This is a genomic window from Pseudomonas sp. VS40 (assembly GCF_018587885.1).
In the GTDB taxonomy this organism is placed as follows: Bacteria; Pseudomonadota; Gammaproteobacteria; order Pseudomonadales; family Pseudomonadaceae; genus Aquipseudomonas; species Aquipseudomonas pergaminensis.
On sequence record NZ_JAGYWD010000003.1, the window covers coordinates 129,158 to 153,650 of the forward strand.

Genomic DNA, 24,493 nt, shown 5'->3' on the forward strand with positions numbered 1-24,493 from the left:
GGAAGGGCTAAGTCCCTATACTTGCCGCCAAAGCTCTAAAACCAGCTCAATCAATCAATTCCTAATTACCTACATAAGCAGGCACGAGGTGCGTGGTGGATTTCCCTTCCCGTTTTGAAGTGATCGTCATCGGCGGCGGTCATGCCGGTACCGAGGCAGCACTGGCGTCAGCACGCATGGGCGTAAAAACCCTGTTGTTGACGCATAACGTGGAGACCCTCGGCGCCATGAGTTGCAACCCTGCCATCGGTGGGATCGGCAAAAGCCATCTGGTCAAGGAAATCGACGCCCTTGGCGGCGTAATGGCCATGGCTACCGACAAAGGTGGTATCCAATTCCGCGTGCTCAACAGCCGCAAGGGCCCGGCCGTAAGGGCCACTCGGGCACAAGCCGACCGCATTCTGTACAAGGCTGCGGTGCGCGAAACCCTGGAAAACCAGCCGAACCTGTGGATATTTCAACAAGCCGCCGATGACCTGATCGTCGAGCAGGACCAGGTACGCGGTGTTGTCACGCAAATGGGCCTGCGTTTCTTCGCAGAATCCGTGGTGTTGACCACCGGTACGTTCCTTGGCGGACTTATCCACATCGGTATGCAGAATTATTCCGGGGGTCGTGCCGGTGATCCGCCGTCGATTGCCCTGGCAAAACGACTGCGTGAATTGCCGCTGCGTGTCGGCCGCCTCAAAACCGGGACCCCGCCGCGTATCGACGGGCGTTCTGTGGATTTTTCGGTGATGACCGAGCAAGCCGGCGATACACCTATCCCGGTCATGTCGTTCATGGGCTCCAAGGAGCAGCACCCGAAACAGGTGAGCTGCTGGATTACCCACACCAATGCCCGCACCCACGAAATCATTGCCGCGAACCTTGATCGTTCGCCGATGTATTCCGGGGTGATCGAAGGCATCGGCCCGCGTTACTGCCCGTCGATCGAAGACAAGATCCACCGCTTTGCCGACAAAGAAAGCCACCAGGTCTTCATCGAGCCCGAAGGCTTGACCACTCACGAGCTGTACCCAAACGGGATTTCCACTTCCCTGCCGTTCGACGTGCAAATCCAGATCGTGCAATCGATTCGCGGCATGGAAAACGCGCACATCGTGCGTCCGGGCTACGCCATCGAGTATGACTACTTCGACCCGCGTGACCTGAAGTACAGCCTCGAAACCAAAGTGATCGGCGGCCTGTTCTTCGCCGGGCAAATCAACGGCACCACCGGTTATGAAGAAGCTGGCGCCCAAGGTTTGCTGGCCGGTACCAACGCAGCATTGCGCGCACAGGGCAAAGACAGCTGGTGCCCGCGTCGCGATGAAGCGTACATCGGTGTATTGGTCGACGACCTGATTACCTTGGGGACCCAGGAACCGTACCGGATGTTTACTTCCCGGGCGGAATATCGCCTGATCCTGCGTGAAGACAACGCTGACCTGCGCCTGACCGAGAAAGGTCGCGAACTGGGCCTGGTCGATGACGCCCGTTGGGCCGCCTTCTGCAAAAAACGCGAAAGCATTGCATTGGAAGAACAGCGCCTGAAAAGCACCTGGGTCCGCCCGGGCACCGAGCAAGGCGACGCGATTGCCGAAAAATTCGGCACACCGTTGACCCACGAATACAACTTGCTGAACCTGCTGTCCCGTCCGGAAATCGACTACGCTGGTCTGGTCGAAGTGACAGGCCAGGGTGCAGAAGACCCACAGGTTGCCGAGCAGGTCGAGATCAAGACCAAATACGCCGGTTACATTGACCGCCAACAGGACGAGATCGCCCGCCTGCGCGCCAGTGAAAACACCAAGCTGCCTGTGGATATCGACTACTCCGGGATTTCCGGGCTGTCGAAGGAAATTCAAAGCAAGCTGGGGATAACTCGGCCAGAGACCCTGGGCCAGGCTTCACGTATCCCCGGTGTTACCCCTGCAGCGATTTCGCTGTTGATGATCCATTTGAAAAAACGCGGCGCGGGCCGTCAGTTGGAGCAAAGCGCTTGAGTTCGTTGGTCACCTCGCAACACGCCGAAGAGTTATCCACAGGTGCACGCCAGTTGGGTGTCGACCTGACCCCTGTCCAGCACGAATTGCTACTGGGCTACCTGGCCCTGTTGATCAAGTGGAACAAGGCTTACAACCTGACTGCAGTGCGCGATCCCGACGAGATGGTGTCACGCCATCTGCTCGACAGCCTGAGCGTCATGCCGTTTATCGAAAACGGTCGCTGGCTCGACGTAGGCAGTGGCGGTGGCATGCCCGGCATTCCGCTGGCAATCCTGTTTCCCGAGTCGCAAGTGACGTGCCTGGACAGCAACGGCAAGAAGACCCGCTTTCTGACCCAGGTCAAACTCGAACTCAAGCTGGACAACCTGAACGTTATCCACAGTCGCGTCGAAGCCTTCACGCCTGAACAGCCTTTCAACGGAATTGTGTCCCGGGCGTTCAGCAGTATGGAGAACTTCAGCAACTGGACCCGCCACCTGGGCGACCGCGACACCCGCTGGCTGGCAATGAAGGGCGTCCATCCAAGCGATGAGCTGTTAGCATTGCCGGCAGACTTCCACCTCGATAGCGAACACGCCTTGGCCGTACCCGGTTGCCAAGGCCAACGCCATCTGCTGATACTGCGCCGCACGGCATGATTGGGAACACAAGCAAGAATGGCTAAGGTATTCGCGATAGCGAACCAGAAAGGTGGCGTGGGCAAAACCACCACCTGCATCAACCTCGCAGCTTCCCTGGTCGCTACCAAGCGTCGGGTGCTGCTGATCGACCTCGATCCACAGGGCAACGCCACCATGGGTAGCGGTGTGGATAAACACGGCCTGGAAAACTCGGTCTACGACTTGCTGATTGGCGAGTGCGACCTGGCCCAAGCCATGCACTACTCCGAGCACGGCGGTTACCAACTTTTGCCGGCCAACCGCGACTTGACCGCGGCGGAAGTGGTGCTGCTGGAAATGCAGATGAAAGAAAGTCGTCTGCGCAGCGCCCTGGCGCCGATCCGCGAGAATTACGATTACATTCTGATCGACTGCCCGCCGTCACTGTCGATGCTGACGTTGAACGCGTTGGTGGCTGCCGATGGGGTCATTATCCCCATGCAGTGCGAGTACTACGCGCTGGAAGGTTTGAGCGACCTTGTGGATAACATCAAGCGCATCGCCGAGTTGCTCAACCCTAACCTGCAAATTGAAGGTTTGTTGCGCACCATGTTCGATCCGCGCCTGAGCCTGATGAACGATGTGTCGGCGCAGCTCAAGGAACACTTCGGCGATCAGCTGTATGACACGGTGATCCCGCGCAACATCCGCTTGGCCGAAGCCCCGAGCTACGGCATGCCGGCCCTGGCGTACGACAAACAATCCCGTGGTGCCATCGCCTACCTGGCGCTGGCTGGCGAGATGGTTCGTCGCCAGCGCCGCAACTCACGCACCGCTGCAGCCCAGCCAACTTAAGGAATCCCCATGGCCGTCAAGAAACGAGGTCTAGGACGTGGTCTGGATGCACTGTTGAGTGGTCCGACCGTCACATCGCTTGAAGAACAAGCGGTGCAGGCCGACGAGCGCGAGCTGCAACACCTGCCGCTGGACCTGATCCAGCGCGGTAAATACCAGCCACGCCGGGACATGGACCCCCAGGCGCTGGAAGAACTGGCCAACTCGATCAAGGCCCAGGGCGTCATGCAGCCGATCGTCGTGCGCCCGATCGGTGGCGGCCGCTTTGAGATCATCGCCGGTGAACGCCGCTGGCGCGCGAGCCAGCAGGCCGGCAAGGAAACCATCCCCGCGATGGTGCGTGATGTGCCGGATGAAACCGCCATCGCCATGGCGCTGATCGAGAACATCCAGCGCGAAGACCTCAACCCGATCGAAGAGGCCATCGCCCTGCAGCGTTTGCAGCAGGAATTCCAGCTGACCCAGCAACAAGTGGCCGAGGCAGTGGGTAAATCCCGCGTGACCGTGTCCAACCTGCTGCGCCTGATCGCGCTGCCGGAAGTCATCAAGACCATGTTGTCCCATGGCGACCTGGAGATGGGCCACGCCCGTGCATTGCTCGGTTTGCCGGAAAATCAACAGGTTGAAGGGGCGCGACACGTTGTCGCACGGGGGCTCACCGTTCGTCAGACCGAGGCCCTGGTTCGTCAGTGGCTGAGCGGTAAACCCGCACCGGTCGAAGCGGCCAAACCTGATCCGGATATCGCACGTCTCGAGCAGCGCTTGGCCGAGCGCCTGGGCTCTGCGGTGCAAATTCGCCACGGTAAGAAAGGCAAAGGGCAATTAGTCATCGGATATAACTCTCTCGATGAGCTTCAGGGCGTCCTTGCCCACATCCGCTGAAACATTTGCTTATGTAGCGCGTGATCGGAAATCACTACCCGGCAGTTGAATAGGGGCAGAACCGCCCCTATACTCTGCGCGCATTTTGTCGGCACAAATTATGCCAAGTTATTGATTTCCGGCAGCCGACCATTGAGGAGCAAGAGTGATGGAAACCCGCACGCCAAACACGTTGCCGTTCCATCGCTTGGCCGTTTTCCCGGTTTTATTGGCTCAATTTGTCATTCTGCTGATCGCCGCGTTGGCGCTTTGGTATTGGCATGGAGTCGTAGCCGGATATTCAGGACTCTGCGGAGGCCTGATAGCCTTGCTGCCCAATATGTATTTTGCTCACAGGGCCTTTCGGTTTTCCGGCGCCCGAGCAGCCCAGGCTATCGTCCGGTCCTTTTATGCCGGCGAGGCGGGGAAACTGATTTTGACGGCAGTGCTGTTTGCACTGACCTTTGCAGGTGTGAAGCCATTGGCGCCGCTGGCTGTATTCGGCGTCTTCGTGTTGACCCAACTGGTCAGCTGGTTCGCTCCCCTGCTAATGAAAACAAGACTTTCGAAACCTTAGGGCGTTTGAGGCAACCATGGCAGAAACAACCGCTTCGGGCTATATCCAGCACCACTTGCAGAACCTGACCTTCGGTCAGCTTCCTAATGGCGGCTGGGGCTTTGCCCACTCCGCAGCAGAAGCCAAAGAAATGGGCTTCTGGGCTTTCCACCTGGATACTCTGGGCTGGTCGGTCGCATTGGGTCTGATCTTCGTCCTGATTTTCCGCATGGCGGCAAAGAAGGCAACGTCCGGTCAGCCAGGTGCCTTGCAGAACTTCGTTGAAGTACTGGTCGAATTCGTCGATGGCAGCGTGAAAGACAGCTTCCATGGCCGTAGCCCGGTGATTGCACCGCTGGCACTGACCATCTTCGTCTGGGTGTTCCTGATGAACGCCGTCGACCTGATCCCGGTCGACTGGATTCCTCAGCTGGCCATCCTGATCACCGGCGATGCGCACATTCCATTCCGTGCCGTATCGACCACAGACCCTAACGCCACCCTGGGCATGGCCCTGTCGGTGTTTGCGTTGATCATTTTCTACAGCATCAAGGTCAAGGGCATCGGCGGCTTCATCGGCGAACTGACCCTGCACCCGTTCGGCAGCAAGAACATCTTCGTTCAAGCACTGCTGATCCCGGTGAACTTCCTGCTGGAGTTCGTGACCCTGGTCGCCAAGCCGATCTCCCTGGCCCTGCGACTGTTCGGCAACATGTATGCCGGCGAGCTGGTGTTCATTCTGATCGCTGTGATGTTCGGCAGCGGTCTGCTCTGGCTTAGCGGCCTGGGCGTGGTTCTGCAGTGGGCGTGGGCGGTGTTCCACATCCTGATCATCACCCTGCAGGCCTTCATCTTCATGATGCTGACCATCGTCTACCTGTCGATGGCGCACGAAGAGAACCATTAAGGCCAGTCTCGACTAGTCTGATGTCCTTCCCGGTGAAACGGGAAGGTGGCCCACCAGGGCTATGAAACGATTTGTTTTACCGCTTTAAAATCTAAAAAACCTAAACCATACGACGTAAAAGTCGGGAGGAAAGATGGAAACTGTAGTTGGTCTAACCGCTATCGCTGTTGCACTGTTGATCGGCCTGGGCGCCCTGGGTACTGCCATTGGTTTCGGCCTGCTGGGCGGCAAATTCCTGGAAGGCGCTGCGCGTCAGCCAGAAATGGTTCCAATGCTGCAAGTTAAAATGTTCATCGTCGCCGGCCTGCTCGACGCCGTGACCATGATCGGCGTTGGTATCGCTCTGTTCTTCACCTTCGCGAACCCCTTCGTTGGTCAACTCGCTGGCTAATCACTCGAATTTTTCGAGTTGATTGGAGTGATGGACAACGAATGAGCGAGGTGTTGGCGTGAACATTAATGCAACCCTGATTGGCCAATCCGTTGCGTTCTTCATTTTTGTAGTGTTTTGCATGAAGTTCGTGTGGCCTCCGGTCATCGCGGCTTTGCACGAACGTCAGAAGAAGATCGCTGATGGCTTGGACGCTGCCAGCCGTGCAGCTCGCGACCTGGAGTTGGCCCAAGAGAAAGTGGGTCATCAACTGCGCGATGCTAAAGCACAGGCAGCTGAGATCATTGAGCAAGCCAAGAAACGCGGTAACCAGATCGTCGAAGAGGCTGTTGAAAAAGCCCGCGTCGAAGCTGACCGTGTGAAGGCTTCGGCTCATGCCGAGATCGAACAGGAACTGAACGGCGTCAAAGACGCGCTGCGTGCCCAACTGGGTGCTCTGGCGGTCGGCGGTGCTGAGAAGATCCTCGGTGCCACAATCGATCAAAACGCGCACGCGGAGCTGGTTAACAAACTGGCTGCTGAAATTTAAGCGAGGGCGATCATGGCAGAACTGACCACGTTGGCCCGACCTTACGCTAAGGCAGCCTTCGAGCACGCCCAGGCCCACCAGCAGCTGGCCTCTTGGTCAGCCATGCTCGGCCTGGCTGCAGCAGTGTCGCAAGACGACACCATGCAGCGCGTGCTCAAGGCCCCGCGCCTGACGAGCGCAGACAAGGCCGCCACTTTTATTGAAGTGTGCGGCGACAAGTTTGATGTGAAAGTGCAGAACTTCATCAATGTCGTTGCCGAAAACGACCGTCTCCCGCTTTTGCCGGAGATTGCCGCTCTGTTCGACCTGTACAAGGCCGAGCAAGAGAAATCGGTAGACGTTGAAGTCACCAGTGCTTTTGCATTGAACCAAGAACAGCAAGACAAACTCGCCAAGGTTCTCAGTGCACGACTCGACCGGGAAGTGCGCCTGCAAGTTGCGGAAGACAGATCCCTCATTGGGGGCATTGTCATTCGCGCCGGCGACCTGGTTATCGATGGCTCGGTTCGCGGCAAACTCGCGAGCCTTGCCGAAGCATTGAAATCTTGAGTTTGAAGGGGCAGCAGAGCAATGCAGCAACTCAATCCTTCCGAAATAAGTGAAATTATCAAGGGCCGCATCGACAAGCTCGATGTGACCTCCCAAGCCCGTAACGAAGGCACTGTCGTCAGCGTATCTGACGGCATCGTGCGGATTCACGGTCTGGCCGACGTCATGTACGGCGAGATGATCGAGTTTCCGGGCGGCGTCTACGGTATGGCCCTCAACCTGGAGCAAGACTCCGTAGGTGCCGTTGTATTGGGCGCGTACACCAGTCTGGCTGAAGGCATGAGCGCCAAGTGCACAGGCCGCATCCTGGAAGTTCCGGTTGGTAAGGAACTGCTGGGTCGCGTAGTCGACGCACTGGGTAACCCTGTTGACGGTAAAGGTCCACTGGGCAACACCGAGACCGACGCGGTCGAGAAAGTTGCTCCAGGCGTGATCTGGCGTAAGTCGGTAGACCAGCCTGTACAGACTGGCTACAAGGCTGTCGATGCCATGATCCCAGTCGGCCGTGGCCAGCGTGAGCTGATCATCGGTGACCGTCAGATCGGTAAAACCGCTCTGGCGATCGACGCGATCATCAACCAGAAGAACAGCGGCATTTTCTGCGTCTACGTAGCGATCGGTCAGAAGCAATCGACCATCGCCAACGTGGTTCGCAAGCTGGAAGAAAACGGCGCCCTGGCCAACACGATCATCGTGGCTGCCAGTGCTTCGGAATCTCCTGCGCTGCAATTCCTGGCACCGTACTCCGGTTGCACCATGGGTGAATTCTTCCGCGACCGCGGTGAAGACGCGCTGATCGTTTATGACGATCTGTCCAAGCAAGCAGTGGCTTACCGCCAGATTTCCCTGCTGCTGCGCCGTCCACCAGGCCGTGAAGCTTACCCAGGCGACGTGTTCTATCTCCACTCCCGTCTGCTGGAGCGCGCATCCCGCGTTTCCGAAGAATACGTAGAGAAGTTCACCAACGGCGCAGTGACCGGCAAAACCGGTTCCCTGACCGCACTGCCGATCATCGAAACCCAGGCTGGCGACGTTTCCGCGTTCGTTCCGACCAACGTGATTTCCATCACTGACGGTCAGATCTTCCTGGAATCGGCCATGTTCAACTCGGGCATCCGCCCTGCAGTGAACGCCGGTGTTTCGGTATCCCGTGTGGGTGGTGCCGCTCAGACCAAGATCATCAAGAAGCTCTCCGGTGGTATCCGTACCGCTCTGGCTCAGTACCGTGAACTGGCGGCATTCGCCCAGTTCGCTTCTGACCTGGACGAAGCGACCCGTAAGCAACTTGAGCATGGTCAGCGCGTTACCGAGCTGATGAAGCAGAAGCAATACGCCCCAATGTCGATCGCTGACATGGCGTTGTCGCTGTATGCCGCTGAGCGTGGGTTCCTGACCGACGTTGAAATCGCCAAGGTCGGCAGCTTTGAACAAGCGCTGATTGCTTACTTCAACCGCGATCACGCCGAATTGATGGCGAAGATCAACGTGAAGGGTGACTTCAATGACGATATCGACGCTGGCATGAAAGCCGGTATCGAGAAGTTCAAGGCCACCCAAACCTGGTAAGCCGCAGCGGGAGCCGCAAGGCTCCCGCTTGCTAACCTGATAGGTGTTACATGGCAGGCGCAAAAGAGATTCGCAGTAAGATTGCGAGCATCAAAAGCACGCAAAAAATTACCAGCGCCATGGAAAAAGTGGCGGTCAGCAAAATGCGCAAGGCACAAATGCGCATGGCTGCTAGCCGTCCTTATGCGGAGCGTATCCGCCAGGTAATTGGGCATCTGGCCAACGCCAACCCGGAATACCGCCACCCGTTCATGATCGACCGCGAAGTAAAGCGTGTGGGTTATGTGGTTGTGAGCAGTGACCGTGGTTTGTGCGGTGGTTTGAATACCAACCTGTTCAAGGCCCTGGTCAAGGACATGGCGGTAAACCGCGAAAACGGCGTCGAGATCGATCTGTGTGTTGTTGGTAGCAAGGGTGCGGCCTTTTTCCGCAACTTCGGCGGTAACGTCGTTGCAGCTATCAGCCACCTGGGTGAAGAGCCGTCGATCAATGATTTGATCGGCAGTGTGAAGGTGATGCTGGATGCGTACCTGGAAGGCCGGATTGACCGCCTGTCCGTGGTATCCAACAAGTTCATCAACACCATGACCCAGCAGCCAACCGTGGAGCAGTTGATTCCACTGGTGGCGACTCCGGATCAGGAACTCAAGCACCACTGGGACTACCTCTACGAACCAGACGCCAAAGAGCTGCTTGACGGCTTGATGGTGCGCTACGTGGAGTCGCAGGTGTACCAGGCGGTGGTCGAGAACAACGCAGCTGAACAAGCGGCGCGGATGATCGCGATGAAAAACGCTACCGATAACGCCGGTGATCTGATCAGCGATTTGCAGCTGATCTACAACAAGGCGCGTCAGGCTGCGATCACCCAAGAGATCTCGGAAATCGTCGGCGGCGCTGCCGCGGTTTAACGGTTCAAATATTCAGAGGATCCAGCTATGAGTAGCGGACGTATCGTTCAAATCATCGGCGCCGTTATCGACGTGGAATTTCCACGCGACAGCGTACCGAGCATCTACAACGCGCTGAAAGTACAAGGCGCGGAAACTACTCTGGAAGTTCAGCAGCAGCTGGGCGACGGCGTAGTTCGTACCATTGCGATGGGTTCCACCGAAGGCTTGAAGCGCGGTCTGGACGTTGTCGACACTGGCGCTGCCATCTCCGTACCGGTCGGTAAAGCGACCCTGGGCCGGATCATGGACGTACTGGGCAACCCGATTGACGAAGCTGGCCCGATCGACACCGAAGAGCGCTGGGGCATTCACCGTCCAGCACCTTCGTTCGCCGAACAGGCGGGCGGCAACGATCTGCTGGAAACCGGCATCAAGGTTATCGACCTGGTATGCCCGTTCGCCAAAGGCGGTAAAGTCGGTCTGTTCGGTGGTGCCGGTGTAGGCAAGACCGTAAACATGATGGAACTGATCCGTAACATCGCCATCGAGCACAGCGGTTATTCCGTGTTCGCCGGTGTGGGTGAGCGTACTCGTGAGGGTAACGACTTCTACCACGAGATGAAGGACTCCAACGTTCTGGACAAAGTGGCACTGGTTTACGGTCAGATGAACGAGCCGCCGGGAAACCGTCTGCGCGTAGCACTGACTGGCCTGACCATGGCCGAGAAGTTCCGTGACGAAGGTAACGACGTTCTGCTGTTCGTCGACAACATCTACCGTTACACCCTGGCCGGTACCGAAGTATCCGCACTGCTGGGCCGTATGCCTTCGGCAGTAGGTTACCAGCCGACCCTGGCTGAAGAGATGGGCGTTCTGCAAGAACGTATCACTTCGACCAAGGAAGGTTCGATCACTTCGATCCAAGCGGTATACGTACCTGCGGATGACTTGACCGACCCGTCGCCAGCGACCACCTTCGCCCACTTGGACGCCACCGTCGTACTGTCCCGTGACATCGCTTCCCTGGGTATCTACCCAGCGGTCGATCCACTCGACTCGACTTCGCGCCAGCTGGACCCGAACGTGATCGGCCAGGAGCACTACGACACCGCTCGCGGCGTTCAGTACGTGCTGCAGCGTTACAAAGAACTGAAGGACATCATTGCGATCCTGGGTATGGACGAGCTGTCGGAAACCGACAAGCAGTTGGTATCCCGCGCTCGTAAGATCCAGCGCTTCTTGTCGCAGCCGTTCTTCGTGGCTGAAGTCTTCACCGGTGCATCGGGTAAATACGTTTCCCTGAAAGACACCATTGCTGGCTTCAAAGGCATCCTCAACGGTGACTACGACCACCTGCCAGAACAAGCGTTCTACATGGTCGGCGGCATCGAAGAAGCGATCGAGAAAGCCAAGAAACTGTAATCCAAGCGCCCGGCAACGGGCGCTCATCAGGTTGAGGCAATCAGATGGCTATGACAGTCCATTGCGATATCGTCAGCGCGGAAGGGGAAATCTTCTCCGGTCTGGTAGAAATGGTGATTGCACACGGCGACCTGGGTGACCTGGGTATTGCCATGGGCCACGCGCCGTTGATCACCAGCTTGAAGCCAGGTCCTATCACGCTGACCAAGCAAGGCGGGGAAAAAGAGGTGTTTTACATCTCTGGTGGTTTCCTCGAGGTTCAGCCGAACATGGTCAAGGTACTTGCCGACACCGTGCAACGTGCTGGCGACCTGGATGAAGCCTCCGCTCAGGAAGCCGTCAAGGCTGCCGAGAAGGCCCTGAACGAAAAGGGCGCGGACTTCGACTACAGCGCTGCTGCTGTACGTCTGGCCGAGGCTGCAGCTCAGCTGCGCACGCTCCAGCAGATCCGCAAGAAGTAAGCGGCCATGCCGTCATGCTTCATGCGCGATTGATTAAAAAGGGTAGCCTCGGCTACCCTTTTTCTTTTTTTGCAAAACACTTCTCAGGTCTGAAGCAGGACCGCCCAGGATTGGTAGCCATTCATGTCTCTTGAAATCGTCATTCTCGCCGCAGGCCAGGGCACCCGCATGCGTTCGGCCCTGCCCAAGGTGCTGCACCCGGTTGCGGGCAATTCCATGCTGGGTCATGTTATCCACAGCGCCCGACAGCTCGACCCCCAGCGCATTCACGTGGTGATCGGTCACGGTGCCGATGCAGTGCGTGAACGCCTCGCCGCAGACGACTTGAATTTCGTCCTTCAAGACAAGCAACTGGGTACTGGCCACGCCACCGCGCAGGCCGTCCCCTTCATTACGGCCGACACCGTGCTGATCCTGTATGGCGACGTACCGTTGATCGAAGTGGAAACCCTGCAACGCCTGCTCAAGCACGTTGTGCCTGGCCAGATGGGCCTGCTGACCGTTGAGCTGGACGACCCCACCGGCTACGGGCGTATCGTACGCAATGCCGACGGCAAGGTCGCCGCCATCGTTGAGCACAAGGATGCCAGCGAAGCCCAGCGTGCCATCACTGAAGGCAACACCGGTATTCTCGCAGTGCCCGCCAATAAGCTCGCTGACTGGATGAGCCGTCTGTCCAACAACAACGCCCAGGGCGAGTACTACCTCACCGACGTCATCGAAATGGCCGTGAGTGATGGCCTGCTGGTTGCCACTGAACAACCCCACGACCCGATGGAAGTGCAGGGCGCCAACGATCGCAAACAGTTGGCCGAACTGGAGCGTCACTATCAGTTGCGCGAAGGCCGTCGCCTGATGGCCCAGGGTGTGACCCTGCGCGACCCGGCGCGTTTCGATGTGCGCGGTGAAGTGACCGTCGGCCGCGACGTGCTGATCGACATCAACGTGATTCTCGAAGGCCGTGTGGTCATCGAAGACGACGTGGTGATTGGCCCTAACTGCGTAATCAAGGACAGTACCCTACGCAAGGGCGTGGTAATCAAGGCCAACAGCCATATCGACGGTGCCGTGATGGGCGAGGGCAGCGATGCTGGGCCGTTTGCGCGGTTACGTCCCGGCACAGTGATGGGGGCCAGGGCGCACGTCGGCAATTTCGTCGAGCTGAAAAACGCGAAAATGGGTGACGATGCGAAGGCTGGTCACCTGGCCTACCTCGGTGATGCAGTGATCGGTGCACGCAGCAACATCGGTGCAGGCGCCATCACGTGCAACTACGACGGTGCTAACAAGTATCAGACGACTATTGGGGAGGATGTATTCATCGGCTCCAACAACTCACTGATTGCGCCTGTCACCATCGGTGATGGCTCGAATACGGCAGCGGGCTCAACCATCAACCAGGATGTGGATAAGTCCCAACTGGCTGTCGCCCGCGCCCGCCAACGCAACATCGACGGTTGGAAACGCCCGGTCAAAATCAAAAAGACCTGAGTTATCCACAATCTGATCAGCGATAAATATCCAATGTGGGAGCGGGCTTGCTCGCGAATGCGGTGGTTCAGTCAACATCTCCAGTGACTGACACTCCGCATTCGCGAGCAAGCCCGCTCCCACATTGGTTTTGTGTTGATCTAAAAATTTTGTACGCCCCACTTGACGACGTTTCACCAATAGGTTTTGATTGCCTTCGTTATCTTTCGAAACGAAACTTATCATCACCATGTCGAAACGAAATACCCCCCAGCGGCGCCACAACATCCTGACTTTGCTCAACGAACAGGGCGAAGTCAGCGTGGACGAGTTGGCTAAACGTTTCGAAACGTCGGAAGTTACCATCCGCAAGGACTTGGCTGCGCTGGAAAGCAACGGCCTGCTGCTGCGCCGCTACGGTGGCGCAATCACCATGCCCCAGGAATTGGTGGGCGATGCCACTCAACCGGTGTCGGCCTACAAGCGTGCCATCGCGCGTGCTGCGGTCATTCGCCTGCGCGAACACGCCCGCATCATCATCGACAGTGGCAGCACCACCGCCGCGATGATCCCGGAGCTGGGCCATCAGCCCGGCCTGGTGGTGATGACCAACTCCCTGCACGTGGCCCGCGCCTTGAGCGAACTGGAACATGAGCCCGTGCTGTTGATGACCGGCGGCACCTGGGATCCGCATTCGGACTCGTTCCAGGGCCAGGTTGCCGAGCAGGTGTTGCGTTCTTACGACTTCGATCAACTGTTCATCGGTGCCGACGGCATCGACTTGGAACGCGGCACCACCACCTTCAACGAATTGCTGGGCCTGAGCCGCGTCATGGCCGAGGTCGCCCGTGAAGTGGTGGTGATGGTCGAATCCGACAAGATCGGCCGCAAGATTCCCAACCTGGAACTGCCGTGGAGCAGCGTCCATACCCTTATCACCGATGATCGCCTGCCGCTTGAGGCCCGCGACCAGATCCAAGCCCGCGGCATTACGCTGATATGCGCGGCAATCATCTAGGAGAAACACCATGTGTGGCATCGTAGGCGCAGTCGCTGAACGCAACATCACCCCCATCCTGCTCGAAGGCCTCAAGCGCCTGGAATACCGCGGCTATGACAGCGCCGGTGTGGCCGTCTTCACCAATGCCGGCAAGCTTGAGCGCATGCGCCGCCCGGGTAAGGTCAGCGAGCTGGAGCAAGCCTTGCTTGGCGAGCCATTGGTAGGCCGCTTGGGCATTGCCCACACCCGCTGGGCTACTCACGGTGCACCGTGCGAACGCAATGCCCATCCGCACTTCTCCGGTGACCTGGCCGTGGTCCACAACGGCATTATCGAAAACCACGAAGTGCTGCGTGAACAGCTCAAGGGCCTGGGTTACGTGTTCACTTCGGACACCGACACCGAAGTCATCGCCCACCTGCTCAACCACAAGCTCAAGGACCTTGGCGATTTGACGGTCGCCCTCAAGGCCACGGTCAAGGAACTGCACGGCGCCTATGGCCTGGCCGTGGTCAGCGCCAGCCAACCCGACCGCGTGGTTGCCGCGCGCAGTGGTAGCCCGCTGGTGATCGGCCTGGGCTTGGGCGAAAACTTCCTCGCGTCCGACCAATTGGCCCTGCGCCAAGTCACCGACCGCTTCATGTACCTGGAAGAAGGCGATATCGCCGACATCCGCCGTGAAAGCGTGCAGATCTGGGACGTAAACGGTCAATCCGTCGAGCGCGAAGCCGTGCAATACCGCGACGGCGCTGAAGCGGCCGACAAGGGCGAGTACCGCCACTTCATGCTGAAGGAAATCCACGAGCAACCCGCAGTGGTGCAACGCACCCTCGAAGGTCGCCTGAGCCAGAACCAGGTGCTGGTCAATGCCTTCGGCCCACAAGCCGCCGAACTGTTTGCCAAAGTGCGCAATGTGCAGATCGTGGCCTGCGGCACCAGCTACCACGCAGGCATGGTTGCCCGTTACTGGCTGGAAGAACTGGCCGGTATCCCGTGCCAGGTGGAAGTCGCCAGTGAGTTCCGCTACCGCAAGGTGGTGGTGCAGCCCGATACCCTGTTCGTGACCATCTCCCAGTCCGGCGAAACCGCCGACACCCTGGCCGCCCTGCGCAATGCCAAGGAGCTGGGCTTCCTGGCCAGCCTTGCGATCTGCAACGTCAGCATCAGCTCCCTGGTGCGTGAATCCGACCTGACCCTGCTGACCCAGGCCGGTCGTGAAATCGGCGTGGCGTCCACCAAAGCCTTCACCACCCAGTTGGTTGGCCTGCTGTTGCTGACCCTGTCCCTGGGCCAGGTTCGCGGCACCCTCGCCGAAGGCGTCGAAGCCACCCTGGTCGAAGAACTGCGCCGCCTGCCAGCCCGCCTCGGTGAAGCCCTGGCGATGGACAGCACCGTGGAAAAAGTCGCCGAGCTGTTCGCCGACAAGAACCACACCCTGTTCCTCGGCCGTGGCGCGCAATACCCGGTGGCGATGGAAGGCTCGCTCAAGCTCAAGGAAATCTCGTACATCCACGCCGAAGCCTACCCGGCCGGCGAACTCAAACACGGCCCATTGGCCCTGGTGGATGACGACATGCCGGTGGTGACCGTGGCGCCGAACAACGAACTGCTGGAGAAGCTCAAGTCCAACCTGCAGGAAGTCCGCGCCCGTGGCGGTCAACTGGTGGTGTTCGCTGATGAAAAAGCCGGCATGACCAACGGTGAAGGCACTCATGTCATCAACATGCCGCACATCAACGACACCCTGTCGCCGATCCTCTACACCATCCCGCTGCAACTGCTGTCGTACTACGTGGCCGTGCTCAAAGGCACCGACGTAGACCAGCCGCGCAACCTGGCGAAGTCGGTGACGGTGGAGTAACCCGCCATCCCCTGGAGGCCCGCCCGGGCCTCCAGGCTCCCGCGAAAGGACGCGCGCTCGATGCAAACTTCGTCCCACATTCACCAGCGCTTGAACAACCGTCGCTTCACCGTCGCCAACAACGCCCAAGGGCTTTCCGGCTCGGGCACGGTGTTTCATTACCTTGTCGAGGGTGATGCCATCTCCGGCACTTACCAGGGCGGGCGCATTCGCCTGGGCACGCAAGTGGGACGAGTGACAGGCCCGGACACTATCGAACTGCTTTTTCAGTGCCTGACCTTGGAAGGTGAGCTGCTGTCCGGTTGGTCGCGTGGCACGGTCGGGTTGGATGCTGCCGGCCTTACCACGCTCAGCTTTGTATGGGGTTGGTTGTCGGGGGCGACGGGAGGCGGGGAGTCAAGCTACGTTGAGCTTGCTGCGTGCGACAACCACTCCTAAGGCACAAACTCCACCCGCAACCCCCGGCTCGTACTGCGCCCCTGATCATCACTGACCCGCAGCCGATACTCCCCCGACTTGCCCGGCCGCCAATTCAACGTGGTTTGCGGTGGCCCTTGGCCGATCAAGGTTTGATCGGCAAACCAGTACAGCGTGGTTGCATCGCTGGCGGCGTTGGCATTCAACGGGATGCTTTCCTGGGGCTGGGACAGGCGCAGTTGATAGCTCACCTGGGTCAGCGGCGAGCGGATCTGCGGGGCTTCGCTCTGGTCGCTGAGGCGGTTGGGCTGGCAGTTTTTCATCACGTTTGGCGGGGTACGTCGCGGCAGCCCGGCGGCGCGGTACAGGCGTTGCACGTCGCTCGGCCAGAATTCGAAGACTTCTTCGCGGGTGTATTGCGCGTCAAACGGCGGGCAGGCGGCCTTGCCGGTGCGGGTGTCGATCAGCACCGGGCGGTGCAGGTTCGACACGCGAATCGGCGATACGCCGGGGATGTACCAGGTCTTGCGGGTTTGCGGGCACCAGCGGTTGGGCAACTCGCCGGACGCGGCGCAGACATCAATGCGCACTAATCCGGCGGGCGGTTTGTCGGCTTTGATCACCACGTTGGGCAAGGCCAAAGGCAGGGCGTCGGCGATGCGGAAGAACAACGGCGCGGCGGTCTTGGCTCCGATGAAGGCTGGGTTTGGACGACCATCGAAGTTGCCCACCCACACCACCAGCACGTAGGGGCCGACCAGTCCTGCACTCCAGGCATCGTGAAAGCCCCAGGAGGTGCCGGTTTTCCAGGCGGTGCGCCAGTGACGGCCGGGCAGGCCATCCGGGCGTGGGTTACGGCGCAGCATGTCGCGCACCATGAACGCTGCCTGGGGCGTCAGCAGTTGGGCCCCCGTGGTCTGGGGCTGTTCCTGCAAATAGCGCAACGGGCGAAGGTGCCCATCACCGGCCAACATCACATACAGCCGCGCCAACTCTTCCGGGGTCATCTCCCCGCCCCCCAGGGCCAAGGCCAGGCCGTAATGGCTTTCGTCGCGCAGGCCTTTGATCCCGGCGCGCTGCAACAGCCCGTACAGGGACGGCGACTTGACCTGGCTGGCCAGCCACACCGCCGGGATGTTGCGACTACGGATCAGGGCGTCCCGCGCGGTCAGCGGGCCGACAAAACTGCCGTCGAAATTTTCCGGCTGGAAGTAGCCGAAGTTACTCGGCAAGTCCTTGAGGATGCTCATGGGGTGGATGACCCCTTGGTCCAGCGCCAGCCCATACAAGAAGGGCTTGAGCGTCGACCCTGGTGAGCGTCGCGACAGCACGCCATTGACCTGGCCGTGCAGGCTTGTGGATAAGTAGTCCGCCGAACCCACCAGCGCTTTGACACTCTGGTCGCGGCTGTCGATCAGGATCGCCGTGGCGTTTTCCACACCTGTACTGCGCCGTTCGGCGATAAAGCCGGTGATCAGGCGTTCGAGCAATTGTTGCAACGGCAGGTTGAGGGTGCTGTTCAACTCATTTCCGGCCTGGGAGGCCAGCAACTGTTCACTCACGTGCGGCGCCAGGAACGGGATCTGCTGGCGGTTGCGGGCCTCAAGGGGCAACTCCAGCAAACTGTCGTTACGCGGGTCTTGTGGATAAGTCTCACGCCAGTCGTTCATCAAGCGCAGGCGGGCGTTTTGCAGCGACGGTCCGAAGCGTGCGCGCCGGCCTGGCTGCTGGGGAATCACTGCCAGCGCCAGTGCCTCAGACAACGACAGCTGCGCCGCCGACTTGCCGAAGTAGATACGGCTCGCCGCCTCGGCCCCTTCGATATTTCCGCCCATGGGCGCCAGGTTCAGGTAGGCCTCCAGGATGTCGTGCTTGCTGTAGCGCGCCTCCAGCCACAGCGCCAACGCCATCTGCTGCAACTTGCCCGGCACCTGGCGAGTGTTCAGGTCCCACAGGCGCCGCGCCAGTTGCATGCTCAAGGTCGAGCCGCCCTGGCGCTGGCCACCGCTGTAGGTGGCCATGGCTGCGCGCAGCAATGCCGGGGGATTGATCCCCGGGTGCCAATAGAAATTGCGGTCTTCCTTGAGCAACAAGGCCTGGACCAGCGAAGGAGAGATCCGCTCCAGCGGTAGCCACAGGCGGTATTGCCCGTCATCCGCCAATGTCATCCGCAGCAGCGAACCGTCGTCGGCCAGTACCACCCGCGATGAGGTCACGGCCTGTTCCAGCGGGGCGTGAGGCCAAAGCCGCAGGCCCACCAGCACTACCGCCGCTACGAGCAGCGGCGGTGCCAGGCGCTTAAGGCTTGGTGATTTCAAGCTGGCCTACTTTGCCGCGCCCTTGCAGGGTGGTTTCGTACATGCCTTCGGCGTAGGCCGGTGGCGTGTTGAAGGTACCGGCGTTGGTGGCGCGCACGCGGTACACGAATGTGCCGACATCCCGCAGTGCGGTGCCGTACAACACCACCCGATCATCACGCACGTCCACATACTCCGGCTGCCAGTTGCTCAGTTCGGTTTCACCGATAGGCGCTTGCCAGCTTTGTTCTTCCTGGCTGTCTCCCTCGACGTACTCGGACTCTTCACCCTCACTGTCCTCGCTGCTGGCGGCTTCCGGCTCCGGCGGCAGGTTATACACAGGCTCGACGCCACCGGGCAGCAGGTCGACCACGGCCACTTGCTGCACCTGATCGCGGTCGGTAGCGCGCAGGCGCAGGCGCACCAGGAACTCATCACCCACCGCAACCTTGCTCACGGGCTCGCCCTTGAGGTCGAGGTATTCGTGGATGATTTCCAAGCCGTTATTGATCGGCTTGAGCTTGGCGCCCTTGTCGAAACCGGCTTCGCTGAGCATGTAGAACGCGGCCGGGCCGTCGGATTTTTCCATCACCAGCTTTTGCGTGTTGCCCGGCACGGCGGCGCGCGGCGGCTGGCCGGCCATCTCCAGCAATTGCTGCTGCTTGTCGCCCAGCCAGGCGGTGGCCTTAAGGGTCATGTCGCTTTGCGCACGCTGGCCATAGTTATCCAGGGCGCGCAGCAACAGGGCCGCCGACAGCGAGTTGTAACGCTGCTCGTTGAGGCGCTTGCCGAGTTTGTCCAGCAGCGCCGTGGGCACATCGTCCATCAACTCGGGGAAGTGGCGTGCCAGCAGGTGCAGGTGTTCGGCGTCGTGCACCAGCGGGTCGTAGTACAAACCGTCGCTGTCCCACTTATCCACAAGCGAACGCCAGGGTACTTTGCGGAACAGTGTGTCAGCCTGGCGATCCTGCTTGAGCAGCTTGTAGCTGGCCGCCAGGTAAGCGGCGCCCAGGTCATTCTGCCAGGTGTCCTTGAAGTAGCTTTCGTAGCGCTCGCGGATATCGCTCAACGCACCGCTCACTAGAATCCCCTGACGGCTCAGCAGGTAACTGGCGTAGGCCCGGTTGCGCAATTCCGACAGGCCTTCGCTAGGGCCATTGGCCAGATCCGTCAGATACGCATTCGAGCGCACCAACAGGTCTTCCGGCACCGGTAAGCCGCGCTCCTTGGCTTCGATCAAGAAGTCGGTGGCGTACAGGCTGGCATACGGTGCCACGTCCGGGTTGGCTGCCCACAAACCAAAGCCGCCGGCCTGGTTCTGGCGCTGGCGCAGCATGCGCACCGCACTGACGAAGGCCTGTTCGGCTTCAGGTGCGTTGCCGCCCCAGATCAGCGCCGGCATGGCCTTGGACACCAATTGCTCGGTGCAGGCGTAGCCGTAGTCGTCCAAGTAATGCTTGAGGCCGTTGGCCCACACCAGCGGCGACGCGGCCACGCCCAGCTGTACGTCGCGCAGTTGGCTGAACAGCTCGCGGGTGGGTTTGAGCTCCTTGCTGGCGCTGTCGAAACGGCCCAGGCTGAGGGCCACGCGGTGCTCGCTCAACGGCCGGATCGAGGTGGTTTCCGCCACCTGGATACGCTTGCCGTCCGGCAGTACCGCGACAAATCGCAGGTCCGCCGAGCCGAGGGTGTCACCAACCTTGATCTTGAACTCGGCCGTGCCTTCCTTGCGCGGCTGCAGGGACAAGGTGCTGCCCTTGTCGCCCTGCACAACCAGGCCTGCGCTGGTCTGCACTTCAAACTTCACGTCCGCCGCCGCGTCGAGATTGCTGAACACCCCGGCGCTGACGTTGAACACATCTCCTGGCGCGACAAAGGCCGGCACGTTTGGCGTGATCACGATCGGCCCGCGCACGTCGGTCGTGGCTTCGCTGACGCCGACACTGTCGCTGTCCACCGCCACCGCGAACAGGTGCAGCTTGCCGTTGAAGCTGTCCGGCACTTGGTAATGCAGCACGGTTTCGCCGGCCGGCAAGTCCACCAGCCCGGACCACCAGGCCACCGGCGGCTGGTGTTTACGCTTGAACGGGTTGAGGTGATTGGCCAGGGCGCCTTCCGTATCGCCACCGGGCGCCGCCCCACTGAGCAGGCGGCTGAATTCCGGCAGGATCAGGTCAAGGATCTGGCTGGTGCCAACCTCCAGCGCACGCTTCTGGAAGAAGAAACCCAGCGGGTCCGGCGTCTGGTAGCGCGCCACTTGCAGGATGCCTTCATCGACCGCGTAGACCACCGCGCGGCCCGGGCGATCAGCGTTGACCTTGATATCCAGCGGCTGCCCCGGCTCGATCTTCGCCGGGCCTTCAACCTTCAAGGCCATGCGCCGCGCATCCAGGTTGATGCTGAACGGCACCACGCCGTAGGACAGCGGGCTCATGTACACCTCGGCCGAGCCCATGTCGCGCACAAACTGCACGTTCACGTAGGCATTGCCCTCAAGCCCTGCCGGCACACGGATGTGCTGCACACTGTTGGTGCTGTCGGCCTTGAACCACTGCTGGGTGTAGACCTTGTCGCGTTCGATGGTGATCAAGCCGGCACCGGTATACGGCGCACGAATGCTGATGGCGATCTCATCGCCAGTGGCGTAGCTGCGTTTATCCAGGCGCAGTTGCAACTCGGCATTGCGTTCCAGGGAGCGCGATGTGTTGCCACGCCCGGCCACGCTGTAGTCGATCTGGTTGAGCAGGTTGCCGTTGGCGTCCTTGAGTTGCAGGGTGAAGTCACCCGGCGTGCCGGTGTTCAAGGTCTGCTTGGCGCCTTCCTTGGTCATCACCAGCGGTGAGGCCGGTTGGCTGATGTTCTTGATGCGCGACTCATACTTGTAGGTGCCGTTGGACTGTTTCACCAGCACCGACACATAGCGGTGCTCGACCACTTCGCTGGTCAGGCCATCCACCGCCATCGGCGTAAGGTCCGGCGCGACGGCCAGCCATTGCACCTGGCGCGGGGCATCCTTGGCGACGTACGACAGCGAATCCTGACTTTTCACACCGACCAGATAAGGCGCGGACGACACCAGCAAGGCACTTTGCGCCGCCACATTGCGGCCGCCTTCGGCTTCGAACACCTGCGTCATTACCTGCAGGCGATAGGTGCTGTTGGCGAAGCGTTGCAGGTTGAGGTCGAGCACGGCCTGGCCGTTGTCGTCGACGGTGGTTTCGGCCAAGTCTTCGGTCGTGGCGTCTTCCAGGGAGTCGTTGAGGCGGAAACGGTAATCCGGGTAGCGGTCAAACGCCGCGAGTGTCGGGCTCAGGGACATCTTCGCGGTGACCCGACGGCCGGCTGCCGGAGCGCCGAACAGGTGCATGGCGGTGACCTTGGCCACCACTTGGTCCGGTGGAATCCAGCCCTGCACAGGGGTGTCATGCAGGCTCAGGCTGACCTTCATGCGGTCCGGCTCGAAATCGCGGACCTTGAAGTTCACACTGCCCAGGTCGGTGCGGGTCTGTTTCTGGCCGATCAACTGCAAGGTTGCGGTGTACTCACCGGCAGGGGCGACTTCGCTGCTGGGGAAATCAAAGGTTTCAAAGCCACTGGCGGACAGCTTCAATGGCTGGCGAATCACTTCCAGGCCACGCGGGTCGGTGATCTGCAGCTCCACCGGCAGGCCTTGCAACGCGCCTTTCCAGTTACCGCTGCGCACAATCATGCCCAGGTGCGCGGTTTCGCCCGGCCGGTACAGGCCACGGTCGGTAAACAGGTAGGCGCTGAGGCGATCAATCGCACCGTCTTCTTCCAGGCCGCCTACGTCGAAACGCGACAGATCCAACTGCTGGGACTGGCGGGCGATCGGCAGGAACGACTGGTCATTGCCGCGAGTAACCACATACATCAGCGGCGTTTTCTCACGGCGCAGTTCATCGAGCTTGGCGAAATGCGCATGGCCTTCGGCATCCGTGTGGCCGCTGCTCACCGGCAAACCGTTGCGGCCGATGATGTCGACTTGCGCGTCGGAGACTGGCGAACCGTTGCCAATGGACTGCACGTACACATCGTGGCTGCCATCGCTGGAGCGCTTGGCAATGATGCCCAGGTCCGTCACCACGATGAAGCGCAGGTCGCTCGTGCTGCTGCGGTCGTACTCGAACGTGCGCGGGGCCGGGTCATCCTGGGGGCTGAGCTTGAGCACGAAAATGCCGCGCCGGCCGCCATTGGCGGTTAGGTAGTGGCTCAGGTCGACATTGTCATAGACGGTTTTTGCCGGGTCATTGGATGACAGCGGGATATCCAACGCCTGACGCTCGACCATGCGATCGAAATACTCATTGCCGAAATTCGGCCGGGCAAAGCTGCCGCTGCTCTGGTCCACCAAGTGTTGCAACTGGTTGGGCAGCAAGCGCGCGATTTCCACATGGGCGCCAGGTACACCACGGGCCATGAAGCCCAGGCGTTTTTCGCCGTTGAGGCTGAGCAAGGCGCCGTCGGACAGGAACTGCAAGGTGCGCGGGTACGCCGGCATGCTGATCAGCGACGCTGTAGGATTCTTCGCCAGATAGCCGCCGATGGCTTCCAGGTTGGCGGGCACGCGTACATACACCGCGCGACCGGCAGGGGCCTTGAATTTGAAGGCGTGCAAGGTATTAAGCGGTTCGACGCTGGGCACGTGGGTCAGGTTGACCTTGGTGCTGCGGGCGAGCAGGGCGTCATCGATGTCGTTGCTGCTGTAGGGACGCGTTTCGTCCTGGGCTTTTTCCGGCAACAGCCAGGCCTGGACCTTGCCGGCGATGGTTTCGTCGGCCACGGCGCTGGAGCTGCTGAACATCAGCACGGGCTCCGGCTCGCCACGTTCGTTGTCGACAAAGCTCACTTCGGCCCCGGTGAAGGTCAGGCGATAGCGACCGGGCACGGTGACTTCCGCCACCAGCGGCGCGGTGCTGGCGTTGCCGCCGTCGCGGGCCTTGATGCCTTCGTCGAGCTTGGCGCTGACCGGCGTGCTTTCCAACGGGGTCGCCAGGGCGGCGGAGCGTACGTAGGCGTTGAGTTTCTTCTCGTCGAAGGTGATTTCCGGGCGGTTGGGCAACTGGGCGTCGCGGTAGGCCAGGCCTTTGCCCAGGGTGACCGTGACGCGCTTGCGCAGGGTGTCTTCATCCACCGGGTGGGAAAAACGGAAGGTTGCCACCAGCTGTTTCAGCGTCGGGTTGGACGGGTCTTGGTACAGCTCGTTTTGTGCCAGGGTGGCGCGGAACGGTTGAGTGGAAAACTGCGTGCTGTATTGGTCCAGCAGCACGCCGTCGGCCAGTAGGTTTTTCTTTGCCAGTTCGACGGTGTAGTGGGCGTCGATGGGCCAGTCTTTTTCCGGTACGAACAACAGGCTGCGGTCATCCGCCCAGCGCCAGGTGCCCGCGACTGCAGGTTTGAGGCTGATGCCCTCGGTAACCGGTTTGCCGATGGCCGCCAGTGGGGCCACGGACTCGCCGAAACGCACCTGCAAGTTATCCACAACCGGCGTTTGCTGGGTGTAGTCGGTGAGGTTCGGCTTGTGCAGCGAATAGCTCGCGGTATGCGGCTTTGGCAGGTTCGAATACCAGTGCCAGCCGTAGAAACCGGCAGCGGCCAACAGGACCAGCCCTAATACGCCGGCACCGGTTTGACGTGGGTAAGCGCGGGCTTTGCTGCCCAGGTTCGCCAGCCCACGGCCGGTGGCGCGCAGCCAGACCGGTGGATGCCATTGGCCAAAGATGGCCCCCACCACAGTCAATATCGCACCGACAATACGGCGGCTGATCGCTTTGAACGAATCGAACATGGTGAGCATCCCTGGCTAAGTGCGGCGTATCTTACACGCGTCTTTGATACAAAAGATGACGC

Annotated in this window: 19 protein-coding genes; 17 read left to right on the forward strand and 2 right to left on the reverse strand. The window is 60.1% G+C overall.

Annotated features, from left to right (window positions below; all coding sequences use genetic code 11):
* Positions 1-95: 95 nt before the first annotated feature.
* From mnmG to KHP07_RS09830, 17 genes are all read left to right on the forward strand, one after another.
* A complete protein-coding gene (mnmG, locus tag KHP07_RS09750) occupies positions 96-1,988 on the forward strand; it encodes a tRNA uridine-5-carboxymethylaminomethyl(34) synthesis enzyme MnmG (protein ID WP_078051012.1) in 1,893 nt (630 codons plus the stop codon).
* Positions 1,985-2,629 (forward strand): 16S rRNA (guanine(527)-N(7))-methyltransferase RsmG, encoded by a 645-nt coding sequence (rsmG, locus tag KHP07_RS09755; protein WP_078050834.1) that lies wholly within the window; start codon positions 1,985-1,987, stop codon positions 2,627-2,629. Before mnmG ends, rsmG begins: the two co-directional genes overlap by 4 nt.
* Positions 2,630-2,647: 18 nt before the next feature.
* A complete protein-coding gene (locus tag KHP07_RS09760) occupies positions 2,648-3,445 on the forward strand; it encodes a ParA family protein (protein WP_010207696.1) in 798 nt (265 codons plus the stop codon).
* A gap of 9 nt (positions 3,446-3,454) precedes the next feature.
* A complete protein-coding gene (locus tag KHP07_RS09765) occupies positions 3,455-4,327 on the forward strand; it encodes a ParB/RepB/Spo0J family partition protein (protein ID WP_078050833.1) in 873 nt (290 codons plus the stop codon).
* A gap of 148 nt (positions 4,328-4,475) precedes the next feature.
* Positions 4,476-4,883 carry a F0F1 ATP synthase subunit I gene (locus KHP07_RS09770; protein WP_010565865.1) on the forward strand — a complete coding sequence of 136 codons (408 nt, stop codon included), beginning with the start codon at positions 4,476-4,478 and terminating at the stop codon, positions 4,881-4,883.
* Between the two features lie 16 nt (positions 4,884-4,899).
* Positions 4,900-5,769 (forward strand): F0F1 ATP synthase subunit A, encoded by an 870-nt coding sequence (atpB, locus tag KHP07_RS09775; protein WP_025854397.1) that lies wholly within the window; start codon positions 4,900-4,902, stop codon positions 5,767-5,769.
* A gap of 133 nt (positions 5,770-5,902) precedes the next feature.
* Complete coding sequence (atpE, locus tag KHP07_RS09780; RefSeq protein ID WP_002555987.1) at positions 5,903-6,160, forward strand: F0F1 ATP synthase subunit C; 258 nt, start codon at positions 5,903-5,905, stop codon at positions 6,158-6,160.
* A gap of 58 nt (positions 6,161-6,218) precedes the next feature.
* Entirely contained in the window at positions 6,219-6,689 is a 471-nt protein-coding gene (locus KHP07_RS09785) for a F0F1 ATP synthase subunit B (RefSeq protein ID WP_015886647.1), read from the forward strand.
* Between the two features lie 12 nt (positions 6,690-6,701).
* Complete coding sequence (locus tag KHP07_RS09790; protein WP_003233569.1) at positions 6,702-7,238, forward strand: F0F1 ATP synthase subunit delta; 537 nt, start codon at positions 6,702-6,704, stop codon at positions 7,236-7,238.
* A 21-nt stretch (positions 7,239-7,259) separates the two neighbouring features.
* Positions 7,260-8,804: a F0F1 ATP synthase subunit alpha gene (atpA, locus tag KHP07_RS09795; protein WP_003177064.1), complete on the forward strand. Its 1,545-nt coding sequence runs from the start codon at positions 7,260-7,262 to the stop codon at positions 8,802-8,804.
* A 50-nt stretch (positions 8,805-8,854) separates the two neighbouring features.
* Positions 8,855-9,715: a F0F1 ATP synthase subunit gamma gene (atpG, locus tag KHP07_RS09800; RefSeq protein WP_010565870.1), complete on the forward strand. Its 861-nt coding sequence runs from the start codon at positions 8,855-8,857 to the stop codon at positions 9,713-9,715.
* Positions 9,716-9,742: 27 nt separating this feature from the next.
* The gene (gene atpD / locus KHP07_RS09805) at positions 9,743-11,119 is read left to right on the forward strand and encodes a F0F1 ATP synthase subunit beta (protein ID WP_015886645.1); all 1,377 of its coding nucleotides are present in this window, start codon (positions 9,743-9,745) and stop codon (positions 11,117-11,119) included.
* A gap of 44 nt (positions 11,120-11,163) precedes the next feature.
* Positions 11,164-11,580, forward strand: coding sequence for a F0F1 ATP synthase subunit epsilon (locus tag KHP07_RS09810; RefSeq protein ID WP_015886644.1), 417 nt, complete (start codon positions 11,164-11,166; stop codon positions 11,578-11,580).
* Between the two features lie 123 nt (positions 11,581-11,703).
* Complete coding sequence (gene glmU, locus KHP07_RS09815; RefSeq protein WP_214497122.1) at positions 11,704-13,071, forward strand: bifunctional UDP-N-acetylglucosamine diphosphorylase/glucosamine-1-phosphate N-acetyltransferase GlmU; 1,368 nt, start codon at positions 11,704-11,706, stop codon at positions 13,069-13,071.
* A gap of 229 nt (positions 13,072-13,300) precedes the next feature.
* Entirely contained in the window at positions 13,301-14,068 is a 768-nt protein-coding gene (locus KHP07_RS09820) for a DeoR/GlpR family DNA-binding transcription regulator (protein ID WP_214497123.1), read from the forward strand.
* A gap of 10 nt (positions 14,069-14,078) precedes the next feature.
* Positions 14,079-15,911 (forward strand): glutamine--fructose-6-phosphate transaminase (isomerizing), encoded by a 1,833-nt coding sequence (gene glmS / locus KHP07_RS09825; RefSeq protein ID WP_034110478.1) that lies wholly within the window; start codon positions 14,079-14,081, stop codon positions 15,909-15,911.
* A 60-nt stretch (positions 15,912-15,971) separates the two neighbouring features.
* Positions 15,972-16,349 (forward strand): avidin-fold protein, encoded by a 378-nt coding sequence (locus KHP07_RS09830; RefSeq protein WP_214497124.1) that lies wholly within the window; start codon positions 15,972-15,974, stop codon positions 16,347-16,349.
* On the opposite strand, the gene pbpC is transcribed toward KHP07_RS09830, so the two are convergent.
* Both pbpC and KHP07_RS09840 read right to left on the reverse strand, forming a co-directional pair.
* On the reverse strand, positions 16,346-18,646 hold the full coding sequence (pbpC, locus tag KHP07_RS09835) for a penicillin-binding protein 1C (protein WP_100491841.1): 2,301 nt from the start codon (positions 18,644-18,646) through the stop codon (positions 16,346-16,348). The genes KHP07_RS09830 and pbpC overlap by 4 nt on opposite strands.
* The gene (locus tag KHP07_RS09840; RefSeq protein ID WP_214497125.1) at positions 18,627-24,431 is read right to left on the reverse strand and encodes an MG2 domain-containing protein; all 5,805 of its coding nucleotides are present in this window, start codon (positions 24,429-24,431) and stop codon (positions 18,627-18,629) included. Before KHP07_RS09840 ends, pbpC begins: the two co-directional genes overlap by 20 nt.
* Positions 24,432-24,493 lie beyond the last annotated feature (62 nt).